The organism is Paracoccus sp. NIOT.M2S5SZ12, assembly GCF_057748165.1.
On sequence record NZ_JBYLFR010000004.1, the window covers coordinates 216,075 to 235,226 of the forward strand.

Consider the following 19,152-nt stretch of genomic DNA (forward strand, 5'->3'; position numbering starts at 1 on the left):
GGGGTCGGGCGGGAAGGGGAAGAACCCGAAGGCGGGGGCTTGCAACCCGCCCCGCCGCCCGTCTTTATCGCGCCATCATGACCCCGCCCGAATTCTTTCCCCCCCGCGCCCGCATCGCGGTCCTGACCGCCGAGACGGTCGGCGTGCTGGACTACCTGTCCCCCGAAGGCGGGGTGCGGCAGGGACAGCTGGTGCTGGTCCCCCTGGGGCCGCGACGGGTGCTGGGGCTGGTCTGGGGGCCGGGCAAGGGCGATTTCGACCTGGCCAAGCTGCGCGCCGTGGCCCGCGTGCTGGACGCGCAGCCCTTCGACGCGCGCTTCCTGGATTTCCTGACGCGGGCGGCGGAATACACGCTGACGCCGCTGCCGCTGATGCTGCGCATGGCGACCCGCGCGCCCGACATCGACCAGCCGCCCGCCGCGCGGCGGATCATCGTGCCGGGCACGGGCCAGCCCGGCCGCGCGACCGAGGCGCGGACCCGCGTGCTGCAGGTCATGGCCGATCACGGCGGGGCCAGTTTCGCGGCCTCGGAACTGGCGCAGCTGGCAGGGGTCGGCACCTCGGTGGTCAAGGGCCTGGTCGCCAGCGGCGCCCTGGCCGAGATCGAGGCGCCGCGCGACACCCCCTATCCCCTGCTGGACCCCACGCGGCCGGGCAAGCCCCTGGCCCCCGATCAGCAGGCGGCCTCCGACAGGCTGCGCGCCGCGATCCGGGCGGGCAATTACGGCACCACGCTGCTGCGCGGGGTCACCGGCTCGGGCAAGACCGAGGTCTACCTTGAGGCCGTGGCGGAATGCCTGGCGCAGGGGCGGCAGGCGCTGGTCCTCTTGCCGGAAATCGCGCTGTCCGCCGAGTTCCTGGACCGGGTCGAGGCCCGCTTCGGCGCGCGCCCCGGCGAATGGCACAGCGGCATCACCCGCAGCGAACGCCGCCGGCTGTGGCACATGGCCGGGCGCGGGCAGGTCGGGCTGGTCGTCGGCGCGCGGTCGGCGCTGTTCCTGCCCTTTGCCGATCTGGGCCTGATCGTCGTCGATGAGGAGCATGACGGCAGCTACAAGCAGGAGGATGTCGTCTATTACAGCGCCCGCGACATGGCGGTGCTGCGCGCCTCGATCAACCGGGCGCAGGTGGTGCTGGCCTCGGCCACGCCCTCCCTGGAAAGCTGGGTGAACGCCGCGACCGGGAAATATGCACGCCTCGACCTGCGGTCCCGCTATGGCGAGGCCGAGCTGCCGCAGATGGCCGCCATCGACCTGCGCGCCGAGGCGATGGAGCAGGGGCGCTGGATCTCTCCGACGCTGGCGCAGGCGGTGACCGACCGGCTGGCCAAGGGTGAGCAATCCCTGATCTTCCTGAACCGGCGCGGATTCGCGCCGGTCACCGTCTGCCGCGCCTGCGGCGAGCAGATCGGGTGCCATCAATGCGATGCGCGGATGGTGGAACATCGGTTCCAGAACCGCCTGGTCTGCCACCAATGCGGCGAGACGCGGCCCATCCCCACCGCCTGTCCCAACTGCGGGGTCGAGGGCAAGCTCGCCCCCATCGGTCCCGGCGTCGAGCGCATCGCCGAGGAGGTGGCAGTGCGGTTCCCCGAGGCCAAGGCCACCGTCCTGTCCTCGGACCTGTTCCACTCCGCCCGCGCGCTCAAGGAGACCATCGCCCAGATATCCGAGGGCGACACCGACATCATCATCGGCACCCAGATCGTGGCCAAGGGGCACAACTTTCCGCGCCTGACGCTGGTGGGCGTGGTCGATGCCGATCTGGGCCTGCAGGGGGCCGATCTGCGCGCGGCGGAACGCAGCTTTCAGCTGATGCGGCAGGTGGCCGGACGGGCCGGGCGGCAGTCGGGGGCGGCGCCGGGGGTGGCGCTGCTCCAGACGCATCAGCCCGACCATGCGGTGATCCGCGCCATCCTGTCGGGCCAGGACGAGGCCTTCTGGGACGCGGAGGCCGCGGGCCGTCAGGCGGCGGGCATGCCGCCCTTCGGACGGCTGGCGGGGATCATCCTGTCCCATCCGGACCTGGGCGCGGTCACCGATTTCGCGCGCCATCTGGCCGGGCGGGCCGAGCCGCTGGCCCAGGTCGGGGCGGAGCTGTGGGGGCCCGCGCCCGCGCCCATCGCGCGGGTCCGGGGACGGCACCGCATGCGCATGCTGATCCGCGCGCCGCGTCAGGCGCCGCTGCAGGCGGCGATCGCCGATTGGCTGTCGGGGATCAGGCTGCCCACGAACCTGCGCCTCTCCGTGGACATCGATCCGCAGAGCTTTCTGTGATCAGTTCTTCAGCACGATGCAGCGCCCGCCAAGCGACTTGAAGCGGTTGCAGAACCGCGTTGCCTCGTCGCGCGAGGCATAGCCGACCTGGGCGGTATAGACGGCGCGCGGCATGCTGTTCATGCGCTTGCGGACATAGCCGACGCGCGCCCCGTCCGTCAGGATCGGCCGCAGCGTGCGGTTCAGCCGCGCGACCTGCTGGGCCGCGCCCGCCTGGCTGGGATGGCTGGCCACCACCACGCCCCAGGGCATCGCCGGGGGCTGGCTGTTGAACTCGCGCAGGCGGCGCTCTCCGGCCATGCGTTCGCAGGCCGCGCGGAAGGGCTGGTCGGGGTCCAGCGTCAGGCGCAGCTCGGACGCGGGCGGCGGGTTATCGCGCCAGCGATGCGCGCTGAAGCCGGTGATGGATTCGACGTAATCGACGGTCTCGTAGGGCAGGGTGGTGGCCTGGGCGATGAACCGCGCGGCGCGGTTCTCTCCGCCGTTATAGGCGACGGCGGCCAGGCCGATATTGCCGAACCGGTCGCGCAGATGGGCCAGGTACCACGCGGCCTTGCTGATCGCCTGCGCCGGGTTGAACGGATCGTCCAGCGAGTAGAGATCGGCCGTGCCGGGCATGAACTGCGCGATGCCGAGCGCCCCCGCCGGGCTGACGGCCGAGGGTTCGAACCGGCTCTCCTTCCACAGCAGCCGCGCGAGGAAGGCCGGGTCCAGCCCGTGATCGGCGGCGTTGCGTTCGATCAGCTTGCACACATCGGCGGCATAGGTCGCGCGGGCGATGCAGTCGCGCGCATCCTCGCTGCAGCGCAGGTCCTCGGACTGGCGGACCGGGGGCAGGCCGTGATGCGCATCCACCGCCGGGCGCGCTCCGGCCATGGGCGCCGTGGCCAACGCCAGCGTCAGGGCGACCGCCAGCGGCCGCAGCAGGGATCGCGACAGCATCGGCAGGGGACGCGGCAGGACCCGCGCCCGGGGGCGCGGGCGCAGGCTCACTTGGACTTCTTCGCCGCGCCGGATGCGGGCTTGGCGGCCTTGGTCTTGGTCTTGGCCTTGCCGGGCTTGGCGGCGCCCTTGGATGCAGGTGCCTTGGCCTTCGCGGGCTTCTCCGCGACGGCAGCGGGCTTTGTGGGCTTTGCGGGTTTCGGCAGCTCGGCCGTCGCTTCGGCCTTGGGCGCGGCGCCCTTCTCGGCCTGCTTCTCGGCCTTGCGGGCGGCGCGGCGGGCTTCGCGCTCAGCGTCCTTCCTCGCGGCCTTGGCGGCCTTCTCGGCCTCCTTCTCGGCCTGGCGGGCGGCCTGCTTCTCGGCCTTGCGGGCGGCCTTCGCGGCCTCCTTCGCGGCGGCCTTGGCGGCGTCCTTCTCGGCCTTGCGGGCGGCCTGCTTCTCGGCTTTCTTGGCCTCGTCGGTGCTCATGGCTGGTGTCCTCGTGACAGGGTCGGTGGATTGGCCCGGCAGGGTCGCGGGCTTTGCGCCGCGCTTGGGGATGCGGTGCGGCTCGGTGCGCAGGTCGGTCTTGCGCGTCTCGGCGGGCTTGCGGCCCGCGGGGGTGCGCGGCAGGGTCGCGGGCTTGCGCTTGGTCGCGGGCACCTTGGTCGCGGCCACCTTGGCGGCGGAGACGACGGGTGCCGCGGCGGGCGCGGTCCCCGCGGCCGTGAGACCCCGCTTGCGGCGTTCCGTCTCGACACGGCGCAGCGCCGCCGACAGCAGTTCCGCCGGTCCCGGATCGCCCGCGGTCGCCGCCGCGGGGGCATCGTCGCGGGCCGCGCGCAGATCGGCGATCAGCCTCAGAACCGCCGCATCGTCCAAGGCACCCAAGGCGGGATGGCGGCTTTTTCCGGCAAGCGCCAGCTGATCGGCGCTCAGCGTTTCCTGTTCGCGCTTGGCGTAATTGGGCATCCGGGCACCTTCGACGGGCAGGGGGCGTTCGGCACCGACATTGCGCAGGAAACCGGCCTTTTGCAATTGGAAAGGCCCCGGCTTTTGCCAGGGCCCGTCACTGTTGCCGAACTGCCCGGCAGGGCCGTGCGGTCAGCGCGCCGGAACCGCGCTTTCGACCGGCGAGACAAAGATCGCGCTGCCCGAGGCGAAGGGGTCGCTGACCAGCGCGGGCTCGACCGGCGTCGCGGCGGGAACCGCGGCCATCGCGGCATAGGGGTCCATCAGCGGCGCGGCCGGCACGGCCGACTGCACGGGCGAGGCCTGCACCATCGCGGTCTGCACCGGGGCCGCGGCCTGGGCGGTCACGGCCGGATCGGCGGCGGGCGCCGCAGTCGCGGGCACGACATAGCCTTCGGGCGTCTCGACCATCGGGCCTTCCATGCGGACGCTTTCCGCCTGAGAGCGCACGATCACCTCGGTGCCGGTCGGGATCTGCTCGAACAGATCCATCACGTCCTGGTTGAACATGCGGATGCAGCCCGCCGAGGTCGCCTTGCCGATGGACGAGGGGTCCAGAGTGCCGTGGATGCGGTAATAGGTGTCCACGCTGCCCTGATAGAGATAGAGCGCCCGCGACCCGAGGGGGTTCTGCATGCCGCCCGGCAGGCCGTTGCGGAACTGGCCGTACAGCTGCGGCTCGGTGCGCAGCATGTTGTCGGTCGGACGCCAGCTGGGCCAGGCGGCCTTGCGCGCGATGGTGGCGCGGCCCTCGAAGGTCAGGCCCGCGCGGCCCACGGCCACGCCGTAGCGCATCGCCTGTCCGCCCGGCTGAACGTGATACAGCACGCGCGCATAGGGATCGACGACGATCGTGCCCGGCGCCTCGGACCCGTTATAGGGGACCAACTGGCGGGTGTTGCGGTCGTTCAGATAGGCGGGGCGGACGGCGGCGATCGGGATCGGCTCGCCGTTCGGGCCGGTATCGGTCCGGGCCTTGTAGATGTCGGGGATCTGGGCGGGCTGCTGGACGGCGGGGGTCGCGGTCTCCTGCGTGGGACCGCAAGCCGCCAGCCCCAGGGCCAGCGCCGCGAAAAGGGAAGCGAGGCGCATCGTTGCGTTTTCCTTGTTCATCGTCGGACCAACCGGCAGAGGCAGGCCCGAGGCAGCATCTGTTCTTTCTGCACCGGCACGACGGCCCGGCGCGATTCGCACACACGTCCATGGGGCCGCACGCCGATCCGCGTCAACCCCGTGCGCCCCATCCGGGGTCCGGGATCGTGCCAGTCTCCAACCTATGTGGCGCAGAGGCGTCAGGTGCATCACCTTTCCGCGTCTCTGGAACAACTTGACGTGTGCTTTGGTTGCATCCGCGGGTGAATTCTTCGCAGCCTCCGGTGGACGGATTCGCCGGCGCGCAGCCCGCCCGACCCGATGCAAGACCCTCCGAAAGAGGCCTCCCGTGACGACCCAGGACCAGACGTCCGAAGATACCGCCCCGCCGCGTCGCCAGGGGGCGCTGGCGCCGCTGGGCTATCGCGACTTCCGCCTGCTGTGGAGCGCGACGCTGGTGTCGAATTTCGGCGGTCTGGTGCAGGCGGTGGGGGCGGCCTGGCTGATGACCCAGCTGACCGACAACGCGACGCTGATCGCGCTGGTGCAGGCGTCGAACACGCTGCCCATCATGCTGCTGGCCATCGCGTCGGGGGCGCTGGCCGACATCATCGACCGCAAGACGCTGCTGATGGGGGCGCTGTTGTTCATGGCCACGGTGTCGCTGGCTCTGGCGGCGGCGGCCTGGACGGGGGGGCTGACGCCGTGGATGCTGCTGGCCTTCACCTTCCTTCTGGGGGCGGGGCAGGCGGTCTACAACCCGCCCTGGCAGGCCAGCATGGGCGATCTGGTCGCGCGCAAGGACCTGCCGGCGGCGGTCAGCCTGAATTCCGTGGGGTTCAACCTGATGCGCAGCGTGGGCCCGGCGGCGGGCGGCCTGATCGTCGCGACCGTGGGGGCGTCGGCGGCCTTCGCGGTCAACGCGCTCAGCTATCTGCCGCTTCTGGGGGCAATGGCGCGATGGAAGCCGCATGTGGCCCCTCGCGTCACCACGCCCGAGCCCTTCCTGGCCGCGATGGGGGCGGGGCTGCGCTATGTCGCGCTGTCGCCGAACCTGCTCAGGGTGCTGACGCGCGGCGCGCTGTTCGGCTTTGCCGCCATCGCGGTGCTGGCGCTGCTGCCGCTGGTCGCGAAAAGCCATCCCGAGGGCGGCTCGCTGCTGTTCGGGGGACTTCTGGGCTGCTACGGCGTGGGGGCGATCGCGGGTGCGCTGCTGAACCCGCGCATCCGCGCCCGGCTGGACAACGAGAACGTGGTGCGCATGGCCTTCGCGGGCTTCGCGCTGTCGGCGCTGGTGCTGGGTCAGACGGAGTCGGTCTGGCTGCACGCACTGGCCATGCTGCCGGCGGGCGCGTCCTGGGTGCTGGCGCTGTCGCTGTTCAACGTCACGGTGCAGCTCTCGACGCCGCGATGGGTCGTGGCGCGCGCGCTGGCGCTCTATCAGATGGCGACCTTCGGGGGCATGGCGGCCGGGGCCTGGATCTGGGGCATGGTCGCGGGCGCGCAGGGCCTCGACACCGCGCTGACCGTGGCGGGGGTGGTGCTGCTGATCGGCGCGGTGATCGGCATCTGGCTGCGCGCGCCGGAATTCGGGGCGGTCGATCTGGACCCCGTCAACCGCTTCCGGGAACCGGCGCTGATGCTGGACCTGCGCGGCCGGTCGGGCCCGATCATGGTCATGGTCGATTATCGCATCGACCAGCCCGACGTGCCCGAGTTCCTGCGCCTGATGCAGCGCCGCCGCGCCATCCGCCGCCGTGACGGCGCGCGCAACTGGGCGCTGCTGCGCGATCTGGAACATCCCGATCAGTGGAGCGAGAGCTATCACATCGCCACTTGGGACGAATATGTCCGCCACAACCTGCGCCGCACGAAATCCGATGCCGAGGTTGCCGTCGCCCTGCGCGCCCTGCACCGCGGCGAGGGCGACCCGCTGGTCCACCGCATGATCGAACGCCATACCGTCGGCCCGAGCGACGACCTGCCCTTGGTCGGCAAGATCGAGATCCCGTAGAGGTTCAAGGGCATGGGTGCCGGGTGTGACCTCTGCCTTGGAAGGGACGATGAACGGCACGATCCGGCGACGCCTGTTGCGATCTTCAGGCGACCTTACCCCTATCCCTTGCGCGGCGAAGTGCGGATCGGATTCGCGTGGCGTGCGCCATAGCCGGGATGGCAACTGCCGATTTCGCAAGGGAAATGGAGCCAGAGTATGTCTTGTGGTCCACGCGCGACGGAACCGCCGCCAGCCCCTTCGGGGCGCCGATCCCGCATCAGGCGCGCATGTCGTCGAAGCTCTTCCAGGCCGCCCGTCACATGGGCGCGGACTGACGAAGGGAGGGCATCACTGGGCGCAGAGCGAAGTCGATCCGAGCCGCTGCTGTGGGAGCGGAAACGAACGACATCCTGTCGGTATGCCACGGCGACCGAAGGTGTTTCGGTCGCCCTTCCGCTCTGGAAAGCTGCGCGCTTGATGCCGGGCTGGGCCGACTCCCTTCGCAATGCCGTCGATCACACTTGCCGTGGCTTCTGCCCTCAGGGGGGACCGGAACGCGGTCATGTAAGGCGCTTTGGAACGCGGCTCCGGGCCGTTCACGGGCTGCGCCATGCCGATGAAGGCGGCCCCGCTCCGACAAGTGGGACCGACCATCATCGGGTGGTGCGTCGGACCCCGGCATCCGGGGTCCAACGACGATCAGCGGACCAGCTGCCGGTGGTTCTGACGGTGACGCATCGCCAGACGGCGGCCCATCCTGCCCGATGCAAGCACGCGCGCAGACACGGCCTCGTAGTCCCGGGCCTGCAGCTCGGGGAAGAGGCCGAAGATCTCCTCCCGCGCGGCCCGGCCGATGGACTTCAGCGCCTCTGGTCCGGTGAACAGCGACTCGGTTTCCGCGCCGTTCGAGAGGACGACCTCGTGCCGGTCGAACAGGAAGTGGTGATACTCCACCGCCGCCAGATCCTCGGCGATCTCGATGCCGTCCAGCAGCAGCAGTTGCTTGGCGGCGACGAGGATCTCGTCCGTCCCGAACATCTTCTGCGCGATGGTCGAGCGCACGAGGATCCGGTGCTGCGGCGAGACCACCAGATCGGCTGCCGGGATGCCGTCACCAAGCGCGCCCGCATGGATGCGCACGGCGCGCATGTGCGGGTTCCGGGCCAGATAGGCTTCCGACAGGCGCTTCACGCCAATCCAGCGGATCGGCTGCAGGCCGTTGTCGCGCGTGACGACAAGGTCGCCCACCTGCAGGTCCTCCACGGCGACGGGGCCGCGATCCGTCTGGATCAGAGTGCCGGTGTGGAAGCACGGCGCGATCTGGCCGGGCGGCACCACCAGCGTGCCGTCGGTATCCACCTCGATGTTGAGGATGACGCTTTGCAGAAGGTTGTCGATGATGCCCGTGCCGAGGGTGTTGAGGGGCACCGTCAGATCGATGAGCGTGATCGAGCCGACCTGAAGGAACAGGTCGACCGAGAGGTTGTTCGCATTCAGGGACTGATCCGACGTGAAGTAGGCATTTCCGTCATCGCCCAGGATGAAGTCGCCTTCGACCGGCGAGAGCCTGGCTTGGACGCCCGTCAGACCGAATACGTCCACCGAGATGCTGGCGGTCGAAACCGCGCCCGAACCGACATAGGTGCCGGTCAACAGGCGGGGGTCCGAGGGGTCGTCGAACGTGTCGTCGACAAGGGAGACCCGCTCTCCGTTGGTCAGGGTGGTGTCGTCTGCGGGCTGGAAGTAGTATTCGTCGAACTCTTGGCTGTTGACGTTGTTCAGCAGGGCATTGTTGCCGATGCTGACAAGACCCAGGTCAAGGGACAGATCGACGCCGGGAAGTTGGGTGAAGAAAGGCCTTGTGACATTCCTTGTGACAGACTCGGGGCAATGGCCCGAAATCGGGGGAACGCCTACGAAATGACGGCGTCTGGGGACGCGTCGCTCCGATAAGCGGATGCTGTTTGGAAAGTTCAATTAACCGCGCAGAAAATCTGCAATGCGGACTTGCCAATGGAGGCAACCGCGCGGTCCGGGGAATTACGCGCTGACGCGGGCGTGTTTCATGATGTTCATCCTGACAGAAGGCCAAAAGGCGATTCGAGGCGACACCGGGCCACACTTCCTCCCGGTTCTATCGTGGTAGCAGTTTCACATCCTCGTGCAAACAAAAAAATGTTGATTCGGCATTGGCCTCCGTCGCGGATCGATCCAACGGCGCGCTTGCACGAAAGATATCCACCGGGAATGATGGATCCGATCCAGCCAGAGGACGCGATGTCGACTTCCACGAACTTCCATGGGCTTTTTGATCGTGATTATTACCGCCGCACCGCCCCCGAGTGCGGCGCCGTGCCGATGCGGCATTTCCAGACGCGAGGTGATGCGCAGGGGCTGGACCCGGGTCCGTATTTCTCGACCGCGTTCTACAAGGCGCGGTATCCCGACTGGTGGTCCCGAGGTGCCGCCACCGCCGTGGAGGATTATCTGCAGCGCCTGGCGGAAGGGGTCGAACGTCAGCCCCATCCCCTGATCGACCCTGAATGGTACCGCGCCGCCTATCCCGATCTGGCCGGGCTGGGGCTGGATGCCGCGCTGCATTTCGTCCGTCATGGCGATGCGGAAGGGCGCAGCCCCTCGGCCGCGTTCGATGCGACCTATTATGCGCAACGTCACATGCCGTTGGAGGCGGGTCGGCCGTTCCGATACTGGTGCGAACACGGGCAGCGGGCCGGGCACAGGACGCATGCACCTTCGCAGGACGCATCCTGGGGGGAAGGCCTGGGCGCCCTTGCCCGCCCACTCCTCGTGGCGTGCCACGATGCGCAGCAGGCCGGGGTGCCGATCCTGGCGCTGGACCTGGCGGGCGCGGCCGTCCGTCGCGGGTGGCAGCCCGTCTTCGTGCTGCTGCGGGGCGGGCCTCTGCTGCTGCATTTCGAGGCGAGAGGGCCGGTCATCCTGGCCACCGACGGGCATGATCTGGCCGATATTCGCCAAGGCCTCGATCCCGCCGTTCCCGCGCTGATCGTCAGTGCGGCGGCGGCGGCTCTGGCCGCGCCGCTTGCGGCGGCCGGCAACCCCTGCCTGGTCCTGATCCATGAGATGCCGGACTATCTTCGCGAGCAGGGCCTGGTCGCCCCGCTGATCGCGGCGCGGGAGGCCGGGGCACAGCTGGTCGCGTCCCTGCCGCGCATGGCCGAGGGGCTGGAGCCGCTTCTGGGCAGGGTCCCGCAGATCCGTCCCGGCATATCCCTCCCCGACACGCCGATCTCGGCCTTTCGCAGCGTCCGGCAGCGGATGCGGAGCAAGGGGCCGGTCTTCATCGGCGCGGGCTATGCCGATCTGCGCAAGGGGTTCGATCTGTTCCTGGAGGCGGCGCTGGCGATCGCCGGGCGCGAACCGCAGGCGCGCTTCGTCTGGCTGGGCGAGATGAACGGATGGGCGCGCGACCTGGCCGCGGATGCCATCGCCAGGGGGCTGGACCTGACGACGCCGGGCTTTGTCGACGATGCCCCGGCCTGGTATCGGGCCGCCGACCTCTATCTGCTGACGTCGCGGCAGGACCCCGGCCCGACGACGGCGATCCACGCGGCGCAGATGGGCATTCCCTTCGTGGGCTATGCCGCCGATGTCGGCCTGCGCGGGCTGGTCGAGCCGATGGCGGTCTTCGTCCCGCCGGGCGATGTGGACGGCTTTGCGCGCGCTGCGTTGGACAGGGCGGGGGCGGTGGATGCGGCCTCGCGCCGGTCGCTGCGGCGGATGGTGCGCGCGCAGGTGGGCTTTGACGCCTATGCGGATGCCGTCCTCTCTAGGCTGGAGGGTCGCGCAGCAGCCGATCCAGCTTCGCGAACTGCCTGACGGTCATGGCGGGGTTGCCGATCATCCGTGCCCCCGGAGGCACGTCGCGGATCACCGTGGCCCCGATGCCGATCACCGCGCCGTCGCCGATGCGCAAGGGCCGGCGCGCGCTGCCATTGCCGATGACGGCATGGGGCGCGATGGTCACGCCGCGACCGATCCGGACATGGCCCAGGACGCTGGCATGGACGCTGACCACCGAATAGTCGCCCAGGGTGACGTCATGCGCCAGCATCGTCGCCAGGACCAGCGTGCCAGTGCCCAGATGGACGTTCGGACCCACGCGCGTGAAAGGTGCGCAGATGGCGCCGGGGTCGTGGCGAACGGAGGGGTCGATCCGATTCATGCCAGGCGAGACGATATCGGCCAGGGTCGCGCCCTCCGCGGCCAGGCGCAGCGCGGTGCGTTCGCGCAGCGCGGGGCTGGTCACCGAGATCAGCACCGGCAGGTCGGGATAGAGGGCCCGACGCTCCTGCGACGAGATCACCGGCACGCCCAGCTGCGGATGCAGGAAGCCGTTCTCAAGATCGTCGATCAGTGCGCGGACGTTGGCGCGTCCGGGATAGTGCTCGTGCAGCGATTGCATCACCATCATCGCCGTGCCGCGCGCGCCGAACACGGTGATCTCATGGAAATCCGACGTCGCCTTCATGATGCCTGCCTTGCGGTCTGTCGGGCGATGTCGGCGATCGCGGCGACATGCCGGTCGGTGACGCCACCGTGGAAGGGCAGGCACAGGACCTGCGGGGCCGCCTGCGGGGCCGCGGGGACGGTGCGGGCCGTGACGATGGGCGCATCCGGCAGCATCGTGTCCGGTCCGCAGAGCAGCGGAAAATGGTCGCGGGCCAGGATCCGCCCCTCGGCCAGGGCCAGATGCAGCCGTCGGCGTAGCTCGGGGGCCATCCGCAGCGCGTAATATTGCAGGCTGTCGCTGGCGCCCGGCGCCGACGGGTGCGGGGCGATGCCGGGAATGTCGCTCAGCGCCGCATCGAGGGACGCGCGCAGGCGACGGCGGGTCTCGGCCTCGGCCGCCACAAGGGGCAGCACCGCCAGGCCAAGCGCGGCCTGCGCCTCGGAGAGCTTGGCATTGGTGCCCATGCCCTGCATCCGTCCGCCCGCAAGGCCGAAGTTCCGCATCCGGGCCATGCTGACGCGCAGGTCGGGGTCGTTCACGACCAGCGCGCCGCCCTCTCCGGTATGCATCAGCTTGGTCGCGTGAAGCGAGAAGGCCGAGGCATTGCCCCAGCCCGCGATCGGGCGCCCGTGCAGCGTCACCCCGAAGGCATGCGCCGCGTCATAGGCCAGCCAGAGCCCGTGCCGCGCGGCGATGTCCTGCAGGGCGTCGACCTCGCAGGGGCGACCCAGGAAATGGACGGGCAGGATCGCCGAGGTCCGCGGCGTGATCGCCCGCCGCACCGCCTCGGGGTCCAGGTTCAGGCTGACGGGGTCGACATCGGCGAAGACCGGGCGGAAGCCGCACCACAGGATGGCCTGCACGGTGGCGGCGAAGCTGACCGGGCTGGTGATGACCTCCGACCCCTCGGGCAGGCCGCCAAGGCGCAGCGCCATCATCGCCGCCATGGTTCCGGACGACACGAGCCGGATCGTCCCCGCGCCGAACAGGGGGGCGATCTCGGTCTCCAGCTGCTCGTGCAGCGGCCCGCCATTCGTCAGCCAGCCGACCGAGATCGCGCGGTCCAGCAACCCGGCGACCACCGCGGCATCCGGTAGCAGCGGTCGTCCCTGGGTCAGGATGTCCTCGTCGGGTTCATTCATCGGCGGCGACCTCCGTGGATGCCTGCGCATTTCCCTCCAGCAGGCCGGAGATCAGGGCCGCGCGGACCTGCCGGTTGCTGTCGAACGCGTGCTGAAAGCGCTTGTGCTGGCGGCTGCCGTGATGGGCGACGTTCAGCATCCGGTGGCCCGTGGCCAGGCAGGTGCAGCCGACCATCCGTTCGATGGCATGGGCCAGGGTGCCGTCCAACTGTCCGGCCTCGGGCGGGAAATGATCGGGCCGGAGACCGAGATCCAGAAGCGGCTGCAGGGCCGATCGGCGTGCCCAGAACATCGAGCCCACGGGAAAGCGCAGCCGGTCGTCCTCGGGCAGGGGCGCGGTCAGACCCATGCGGTGGGCAAGCTCGCGCGCGATGTCGTGATTGGCGGCCCAATGCGCGGCGGGAAGGACCGCCTTGTGGGTCAGGGGGGCGATCAGTCCCAGCTCCGGGATCGTCTGGAACAGCGACAGGATGCGGTTGATCTGCGACGGGCAGGGCAGCAGGCAGTCGAGGATATGTGCCAGCCATTCGTCCAGAAGCCCGGAATGGGCCGACCGCTTGCCATGCAGGTGCAGCACGATGTCGTGGCGGTCATGCGCCCCCTCGAAGCCGTAGAACTTGGGCAGGATGTCGCGTCCCCGGTTGGGCATCGCGCGCACGTCGGCCTCGGGGAACACGGCGCGCAGGCCATGCGCCTTGGCCTCGGTGTCGGTCGAGACATAGAGCTGCAGCGGCGCGTCGATCTGCGCCAGCCGGTCGCGGAAGATGCCGGCAAGCTCGTCATAGTACAGGTGCAGGAAGACGCCGATGGGCCGTGCCAGCCGCACCGCATCCCGGCGCGGCCAGAGGCGCAGATGCGACTTGTGGATGTCGCGCGAGTACTCCTCGGCGTGATGCGCATAAAGCGGCTCGTCGCGCATCATGGCGGTAAGATGGGCGTCGCGGGTGCGGGCCTTGCGCAGGACGGGATGCGGGCGCGCATCCGCGGGCAGCGCGTCGATGACCCGCCGGGCGCGTCCCGCCAGGGCCTCGATCAGCGCCGACGGTCCGGGCGGATCGCGCCGCGCCGCGTCCTGCGCCAGGCGCAGGTCCGCCATCAGCGGATGGATGATCCGGCAGGGTCCCGCCCCACCCTCCACGAACCCGTCGCGCCGGGGGTGGCCGAACGCGTCCGCGATGGCCAGGATCTGTTCGGCGGTCTGCCGCATCGCCTGCTGCTGATCGGGGGCCGAACTGGCCGGATCGGTCAATTCGACCGTGCCGGCTCGGCCATGGCTGCGGCGGCGGAACGCGGGTGCGGGCATCTCACCGGCATCAAGAACCTCGGAGGCTGCGCCGATGATGCGCTCGGCGACGGCCCCGAAGCCATAGGTCGCGGCGATGCGGTGATGCCGGTCCAACCGTGTCGCAGCATCGGCCGGAGGCGCCTCGAGCAGCCGGTGCAGCAGGGCGGCCAAGGGTCTGCCGGGGTGGGACTGCATCAGTTCGGGCAGTTCCGGCGGCGGCTTGAAGTAGCGCAGGACGTCCGACACCACCATCGCCCCCGAGGCGATCGCATCATAGGTGCGGTTGCTCATGATCCCCTGCATCGCCATCTCGGGCATATGCGCGTTCAGGACGATCCGAGAGCGGGCATAGACCTCGGCCAGCGCATCATAATCCAGGTGGTCGCCGATCCACATGTCGGAGGGAATCACGTCTTTCCAGCCCGGACCCCAGACATGGACGCGAAACCCCTGCTCGATGGCCGACAGGACGATGCGGCGCGGCGCCCGCGGGGCATGGGCGCCCACGAAGGTGATCGGCAGATCGGGCCGGTCCTCCCGGCGCCTGCCGGGGTGGAAGTGGTCGTCCTCGGTCGCCTGCAGCATGTGCTGCGCCGCGATCCCTTCGGCGCGAAGCTCGGCCACCACCCGCTGGGACGGCGTGAAGATCCGCTGATACCGGCGCAGCAGCCCTGCCGTGCGGTTGTACGGCGGCGTGATCATCCAGACCATGTTAGGCATGGCCGCGACCGGCTCCTCCAGATGGGGGCCCACGATGCGTATCACGACGTTCCTGCCGGGCTGGCGCTCCGGTGTCTCCCCCCGGAAAAACAGGTGCGACCCGACACCCTTGTGCATCAATGCGCGCATAAGCCCCTCCGCGTATTGCGTGTCCCCCCAGCCTTGGGATCTGTGCCGGGCGGCGGCTATGCCGATATGGATGTGCATCAAGGGCGAGCGGCGTTAGCAATGATGACGGAGGGCGGGCGGCATATCGGAGCGAAGACCCAAGACATTACCTCGCGAACAAAGGCGCAATGAGCGAACTGTCGGCAGGCCGACCATCGCCCTGCGGAAACGATGCAGAGACTGAACTTTCGATTACCATGAACCATCGAAATCTGTCATCCGCTGATTGCGCCGCCCGCTTTTCCGGCCTGCTGTGCCACCACCTCCACCGAAGGGAACAAGCAGCGTTTTTCCTGTCTGCGGCCATCGGCGGACCCCTGTCGCCCATCGGGAACCACCACAGGTCGCGGTCTCCGTCACCATCCTCGAATCCGACCGGCCGGCCAAGCGGCCGCGGGCCTGATCAGCTGCTGTTGGAACTCAGCATTGCCGGTACTGGTTTGTTGTCATGTCACAGGTATCCGTCCCAGGCTCCAGACTCTTTGATTTCAGGCCCTTGGCATGATTGAGGCTCCGCGAGGAGACCTGGTTGATGAGCAACCTCCATTGGCTGACCGACGGCCGGATGGAGCGCCTGAAACCGTTCTTTCCGCAGAGTCATGGCAAACCCCGCGTCGGTGATCGGCGCGATCTCAGCGGCATAATCTTCATCAATCGCAATGGCTTGCGGTGGTGCGATGCGCCAAAGGAATACGGCCCGGCCAAGACCCTCCACAACCGTTGGACACGTTGGAGCGACAACGGTGTCTTCGCCCGGATCATCGTAGGCCTGGCCGCCAGAAGTGCCGGGCATGAGACGATCATGATCGACGCAACCTGTCTCAAAGCACGCCGCACGGCATCGAGCCTATGGCTGAAAAAAGGGGGCACAGGCGTCGGATCGGGCGAACCGCAGGTGGCATGGACACCCGGTCGCACGCAGTTACCGAGGCCAAGGGGCGGCCAATCGGGTTCTACATGTCTGCCGGTCCGGTGGGTGATTGCACCGGCGCAGCGGCGCTTCTGGGCAGCGTGCCGAAGGCGGGTCGGCTTTTGGCCGACAGAGGCCATGACGCCGATTGGTTCAGAGAAGCGTTGGAAGACAAGGGGATAAAGGTGTGTATCCCCGTACGGAAGTCCCGCAGAAGACCGTCAAATACGACAAGCGGCGCTACGAACGGCGCAACCGCATTGAGATCACGTTCGGCCGCCTCAAGGATTGGCGACGTGTCGCAACCCGATACGATCGGTGCCACAGCAGTCAGGCACATGGCAAGGAACGGGTTGCTGGGGGACGTGCATCTATTCGGCCGGCGATTTACCTGCCCGCCCGTAGCAATCCCTTTCTACCGTTAGCAGTATCAGCGTCTCCTCGAGGCAGGTACGGCAAAGAAGGTGGCCATCACAGCTGTCATGCGGCGCCTCGTGGTTCTCGGGAACACACTGCTGCGCGAAGACCGCGATCGGCTGCAAGAGCGCCCTCGACCAAGACAGATACGCGGCCTTTTTTGGAATGTCTCGATCTGGCCTGCTGCCGGTTTCGTGGACGGCTGGTTACCGCATCTATTGCGCGCTGGAACTGAACCTGCGGATCAAACCCCGCAAGCGGCTGAAGCGGGACAAACCGGAGGCTCTGGCCGTGCCGGATGCGCCAAACATGCCTGGTCGATGGATTTCATGGCTGATCGCCTCGGCGATGGCCGCCAGTTTCGGCTGCTGAACGTGCTGGACGACTTCAACCGCGAAGGTTTAGCCATCGAGGTCGACTTTCCGCTGCCGGCGGAGCAGGTCGTCCGAAGCCTTGACCGGATTATCGAGTGGCGCGGCAAGCCCGGAACGATGAGGGTCGACAACGGCCCGGAATACATCAGCGGCAAGCTGATGGAATGAGCCAAGAAGCGGAAGATCACCATCCAGCACATCCAACCAGGCCAGCCGCAGCAGAACGCCTACATCGAGCGCTATAACCGCACCGTCAGGCATGAATGGCTCGACCAATACATCATCGAAACCATCGAGGAGGCCCAAGACTTCGCCACGCAATGGCTCTGGACTTACAACAATGACCGCCCGAACATGGGTATCGGTGGCATCACACCCGCCATGAAACTGAAAATGGCCGCGTGAATTCTACAGATGCACCCCGCTAGGAATGGGGGTATTACCCGAGGAGCCGACATTGGCTTGGACTACATCAGCTCCACGCCGACGACCTATGCGTCGACGCAGCGCCTCGCCTTGACCGACATCCATCTCGGCACGCTGCAGCAGAACGCTGATGTCGAGCGCTGCACCGTGATGATCAGCTGAGATGTGCGGGGCAGGACAGGGTAGCACGCGCCCGCATCCCCGGGCGGAGGGAATAGGCGACCCGGATCAGAACTGAAACGCGACGATGTCGCACCAAACCCGTGTCCAAGAGATGTGAGGATCGGAATCGCGTGGCTGTTCCATAGGCCACATGTCGGACAGTCGCCATTGCAGCGATCGGCCTTGCACAGATTGTTAGCTACCAGCCGCCAACCCTGATCTCGCGCCACGAATCAACTGTGGGCAGCGCCGACCTCTCGACGCCACTTCATTCCACTACTCCGGACATCAAAAAGCAGTTTTCAGTTCACCCCCTGCAAAATGGATGAACATATCGAAAGACTGGGAAGTTTCTCAGGTCCATGTTTTTCATATGCATTAAATCTCAGGTTGTTTTTGAAAATATAGAACAATCAATCCAGAAAGGCTAAATTCCACTAATAGGTTGTCAGTAAAATTTTACTCATATACCTTTTTCTCCAGGGTGGCGTAAGACGCCCATCGTTTGTCGATGGGCGGGACTGTTCGGAATGTTGCAAAGCGCTCCCCCCCTGCGCAGTCGCATGGATGTTCACGACAAGCTTTGGCCTTAGTGGCCTTGCTTGGAACCTGCATGCGTAAGCGCTTGACTGGAATACCGTAAGGTATGTCGTTGACCCCCGTAACTCTTTGCGAGGGTCTTGGTGGTTTAAATATTGTGAGGGAAAACAATGTCACTGATCAATGGAACAGAAGATGCGGATCGGCTGAAGGGGACGGACGGAGACGACATGATCGCCGCCGGCGGCGGTGCCGACCTGATCGAGGGTCTTGCCGGTAACGATACCATCGAGGGTGGTGCCGGTAACGACAAGCTGCGGGGCGGCGCGGGCAATGACAGCCTGTCCGGCGGGGACGGCAAGGACAAGCTCTTCGGCGATGACGGCAACGATCGAATGTCTGGTGGATCAGGCAACGATCAGCTGGTCGGCGGGTCCGGAAACGACAAGATGAGCGGCGACAGCGGCAATGACGTGATGTCCGGAGGCAAGGGCAACGACCAGCTCTCCGGCGGCGCCGGCGCCGATTACCTGGACGGAGGCGTCGGCAAGGATCTGCTGGACGGCGGAACGGGCAACGACACGCTGCTGGGCGGCGGCGGAAGCGACACGTTCGTCTACCGGGTGGACAGCGACATCGACCTCATCCTCGACTTCACCATCGGCGGGCAGAACTCCGACCGCCTGCAGCTGGATGCCGACCTGTGGGATGATGCATGCCTCACGGCGCAGGACGTGATCGACACCTACGGCACCGTCATCGACGGCAAGGCGGCGCTTGATTTCGGCGACGGGGACGTCCTGATGTTCCAGAACATCAGCGACCTTCAGACCATCATCAACCACATCGACTTCATCTGAGGTCATGCACGCCAGGGCGCGGCTTGTGCTGCGCCCTTATTTCGATCCATCGGCATCGTGCGTCGACTATGTTTCGACAATCGCATGCGAGCCGAGGATCCCCATTTCCGGCCAGACCTATCCCACGGCTACCGTGACACGTATGCGGAGCGCGGTGTAGCCGTTCAGGACGGCGTTGCGGATCTGACGTTCGGCGACCATACCGTCAAATTTCCAAGCCTCGTGCCGATTGGTAGTTGTTCCCATTTTAGCGAGGCACGACCGTAGAACTCGGGATGGCATTTTCAGCGTCATGGCGGGTGCGACGCTGCCGTTGACCTGCCACGGGATTTTTCCTCCATCTACGATTAGAGTCCGGCCCATGGAGAGGACGGACGATGAAGAAGGCACGACTGACGGA

Annotated in this window: 14 protein-coding genes and 2 pseudogenes; 8 read left to right on the forward strand and 8 right to left on the reverse strand. The window is 67.5% G+C overall.

Annotation, left to right across the window (positions count from 1 at the left end; genetic code table 11):
- The first annotated feature begins 77 nt into the window (after positions 1–77).
- Entirely contained in the window at positions 78–2,276 is a 2,199-nt protein-coding gene (locus tag AC2SGK_RS05870; protein ID WP_488322656.1) for a primosomal protein N', read from the forward strand.
- Here AC2SGK_RS05870 and AC2SGK_RS05875 read toward each other — a convergent pair whose 3' ends face one another.
- The 3 genes from AC2SGK_RS05875 to AC2SGK_RS05885 all read right to left on the reverse strand — a co-directional run bounded on the left by AC2SGK_RS05875 (position 2,277) and on the right by AC2SGK_RS05885 (position 5,260).
- Positions 2,277–3,269, reverse strand: coding sequence for a transglycosylase SLT domain-containing protein (locus AC2SGK_RS05875; RefSeq protein WP_488322657.1), 993 nt, complete (start codon positions 3,267–3,269; stop codon positions 2,277–2,279).
- Entirely contained in the window at positions 3,266–4,168 is a 903-nt protein-coding gene (locus tag AC2SGK_RS05880; RefSeq protein WP_488322658.1) for a hypothetical protein, read from the reverse strand. Before AC2SGK_RS05880 ends, AC2SGK_RS05875 begins: the two co-directional genes overlap by 4 nt.
- Before the next feature lie 132 nt (positions 4,169–4,300).
- Positions 4,301–5,260 carry a L,D-transpeptidase gene (locus AC2SGK_RS05885; RefSeq protein ID WP_488322659.1) on the reverse strand — a complete coding sequence of 320 codons (960 nt, stop codon included), beginning with the start codon at positions 5,258–5,260 and terminating at the stop codon, positions 4,301–4,303.
- A 406-nt stretch (positions 5,261–5,666) separates the two neighbouring features.
- Here AC2SGK_RS05885 and AC2SGK_RS05890 point away from each other — a divergent pair, with 406 nt between their 5' ends.
- Together AC2SGK_RS05890 and AC2SGK_RS05895 are read left to right on the forward strand one after the other, a co-directional pair.
- Positions 5,667–7,274 (forward strand): MFS transporter, encoded by a 1,608-nt coding sequence (locus AC2SGK_RS05890; protein WP_488322672.1) that lies wholly within the window; start codon positions 5,667–5,669, stop codon positions 7,272–7,274.
- 185 nt (positions 7,275–7,459) lie between these two features.
- Positions 7,460–7,591 (forward strand): hypothetical protein, encoded by a 132-nt coding sequence (locus AC2SGK_RS05895; protein WP_488322660.1) that lies wholly within the window; start codon positions 7,460–7,462, stop codon positions 7,589–7,591.
- Positions 7,592–7,955: 364 nt separating this feature from the next.
- Here the strand turns inward: AC2SGK_RS05895 and AC2SGK_RS05900 are convergent, their stop codons facing one another.
- On the reverse strand, positions 7,956–9,233 hold the full coding sequence (locus AC2SGK_RS05900) for a Hint domain-containing protein (protein ID WP_488322661.1): 1,278 nt from the start codon (positions 9,231–9,233) through the stop codon (positions 7,956–7,958).
- A 300-nt stretch (positions 9,234–9,533) separates the two neighbouring features.
- Between AC2SGK_RS05900 and AC2SGK_RS05905 the strand changes: the two genes are divergently transcribed.
- Positions 9,534–11,114: a glycosyltransferase gene (locus AC2SGK_RS05905; protein ID WP_488322662.1), complete on the forward strand. Its 1,581-nt coding sequence runs from the start codon at positions 9,534–9,536 to the stop codon at positions 11,112–11,114.
- On the opposite strand, the gene AC2SGK_RS05910 is transcribed toward AC2SGK_RS05905, so the two are convergent.
- Genes AC2SGK_RS05910 through AC2SGK_RS05920 form a run of 3 tightly spaced genes read right to left on the reverse strand, consistent with a single transcriptional unit; the run spans position 11,065 to position 14,940 of the window.
- Positions 11,065–11,766: an LbetaH domain-containing protein gene (locus tag AC2SGK_RS05910; RefSeq protein WP_488322663.1), complete on the reverse strand. Its 702-nt coding sequence runs from the start codon at positions 11,764–11,766 to the stop codon at positions 11,065–11,067. The genes AC2SGK_RS05905 and AC2SGK_RS05910 overlap by 50 nt on opposite strands.
- Positions 11,763–12,890 (reverse strand): DegT/DnrJ/EryC1/StrS family aminotransferase, encoded by a 1,128-nt coding sequence (locus tag AC2SGK_RS05915; protein ID WP_488322664.1) that lies wholly within the window; start codon positions 12,888–12,890, stop codon positions 11,763–11,765. The genes AC2SGK_RS05910 and AC2SGK_RS05915 overlap by 4 nt, the downstream gene beginning before the upstream one ends.
- Positions 12,883–14,940: a rhamnan synthesis F family protein gene (locus AC2SGK_RS05920; RefSeq protein ID WP_488322665.1), complete on the reverse strand. Its 2,058-nt coding sequence runs from the start codon at positions 14,938–14,940 to the stop codon at positions 12,883–12,885. The genes AC2SGK_RS05915 and AC2SGK_RS05920 overlap by 8 nt, the downstream gene beginning before the upstream one ends.
- Positions 14,941–15,595: 655 nt before the next feature.
- On the opposite strand from AC2SGK_RS05920, the pseudogene AC2SGK_RS05925 reads away from it, so the two are divergent.
- From AC2SGK_RS05925 to AC2SGK_RS05940, 4 genes and pseudogenes are all read left to right on the forward strand, one after another.
- Positions 15,596–16,295: pseudogene (locus AC2SGK_RS05925) on the forward strand (IS5 family transposase); the annotation flags it as partial.
- A 302-nt stretch (positions 16,296–16,597) separates the two neighbouring features.
- Positions 16,598–17,169, forward strand: a pseudogene (locus AC2SGK_RS05930) (integrase core domain-containing protein); the annotation flags it as partial.
- A gap of 57 nt (positions 17,170–17,226) precedes the next feature.
- Positions 17,227–17,352 (forward strand): hypothetical protein, encoded by a 126-nt coding sequence (locus tag AC2SGK_RS05935; RefSeq protein ID WP_488322666.1) that lies wholly within the window; start codon positions 17,227–17,229, stop codon positions 17,350–17,352.
- 710 nt (positions 17,353–18,062) lie between these two features.
- Positions 18,063–18,752, forward strand: a complete 690-nt coding sequence (locus AC2SGK_RS05940; protein ID WP_488322667.1) for a calcium-binding protein — start codon at positions 18,063–18,065, stop codon at positions 18,750–18,752.
- A 117-nt stretch (positions 18,753–18,869) separates the two neighbouring features.
- Here the strand turns inward: AC2SGK_RS05940 and AC2SGK_RS05945 are convergent.
- Positions 18,870–19,152, reverse strand: a 283-nt coding sequence (locus AC2SGK_RS05945) for a hypothetical protein (RefSeq protein WP_488322668.1), incomplete at its 5' end; no start/stop codon positions are given.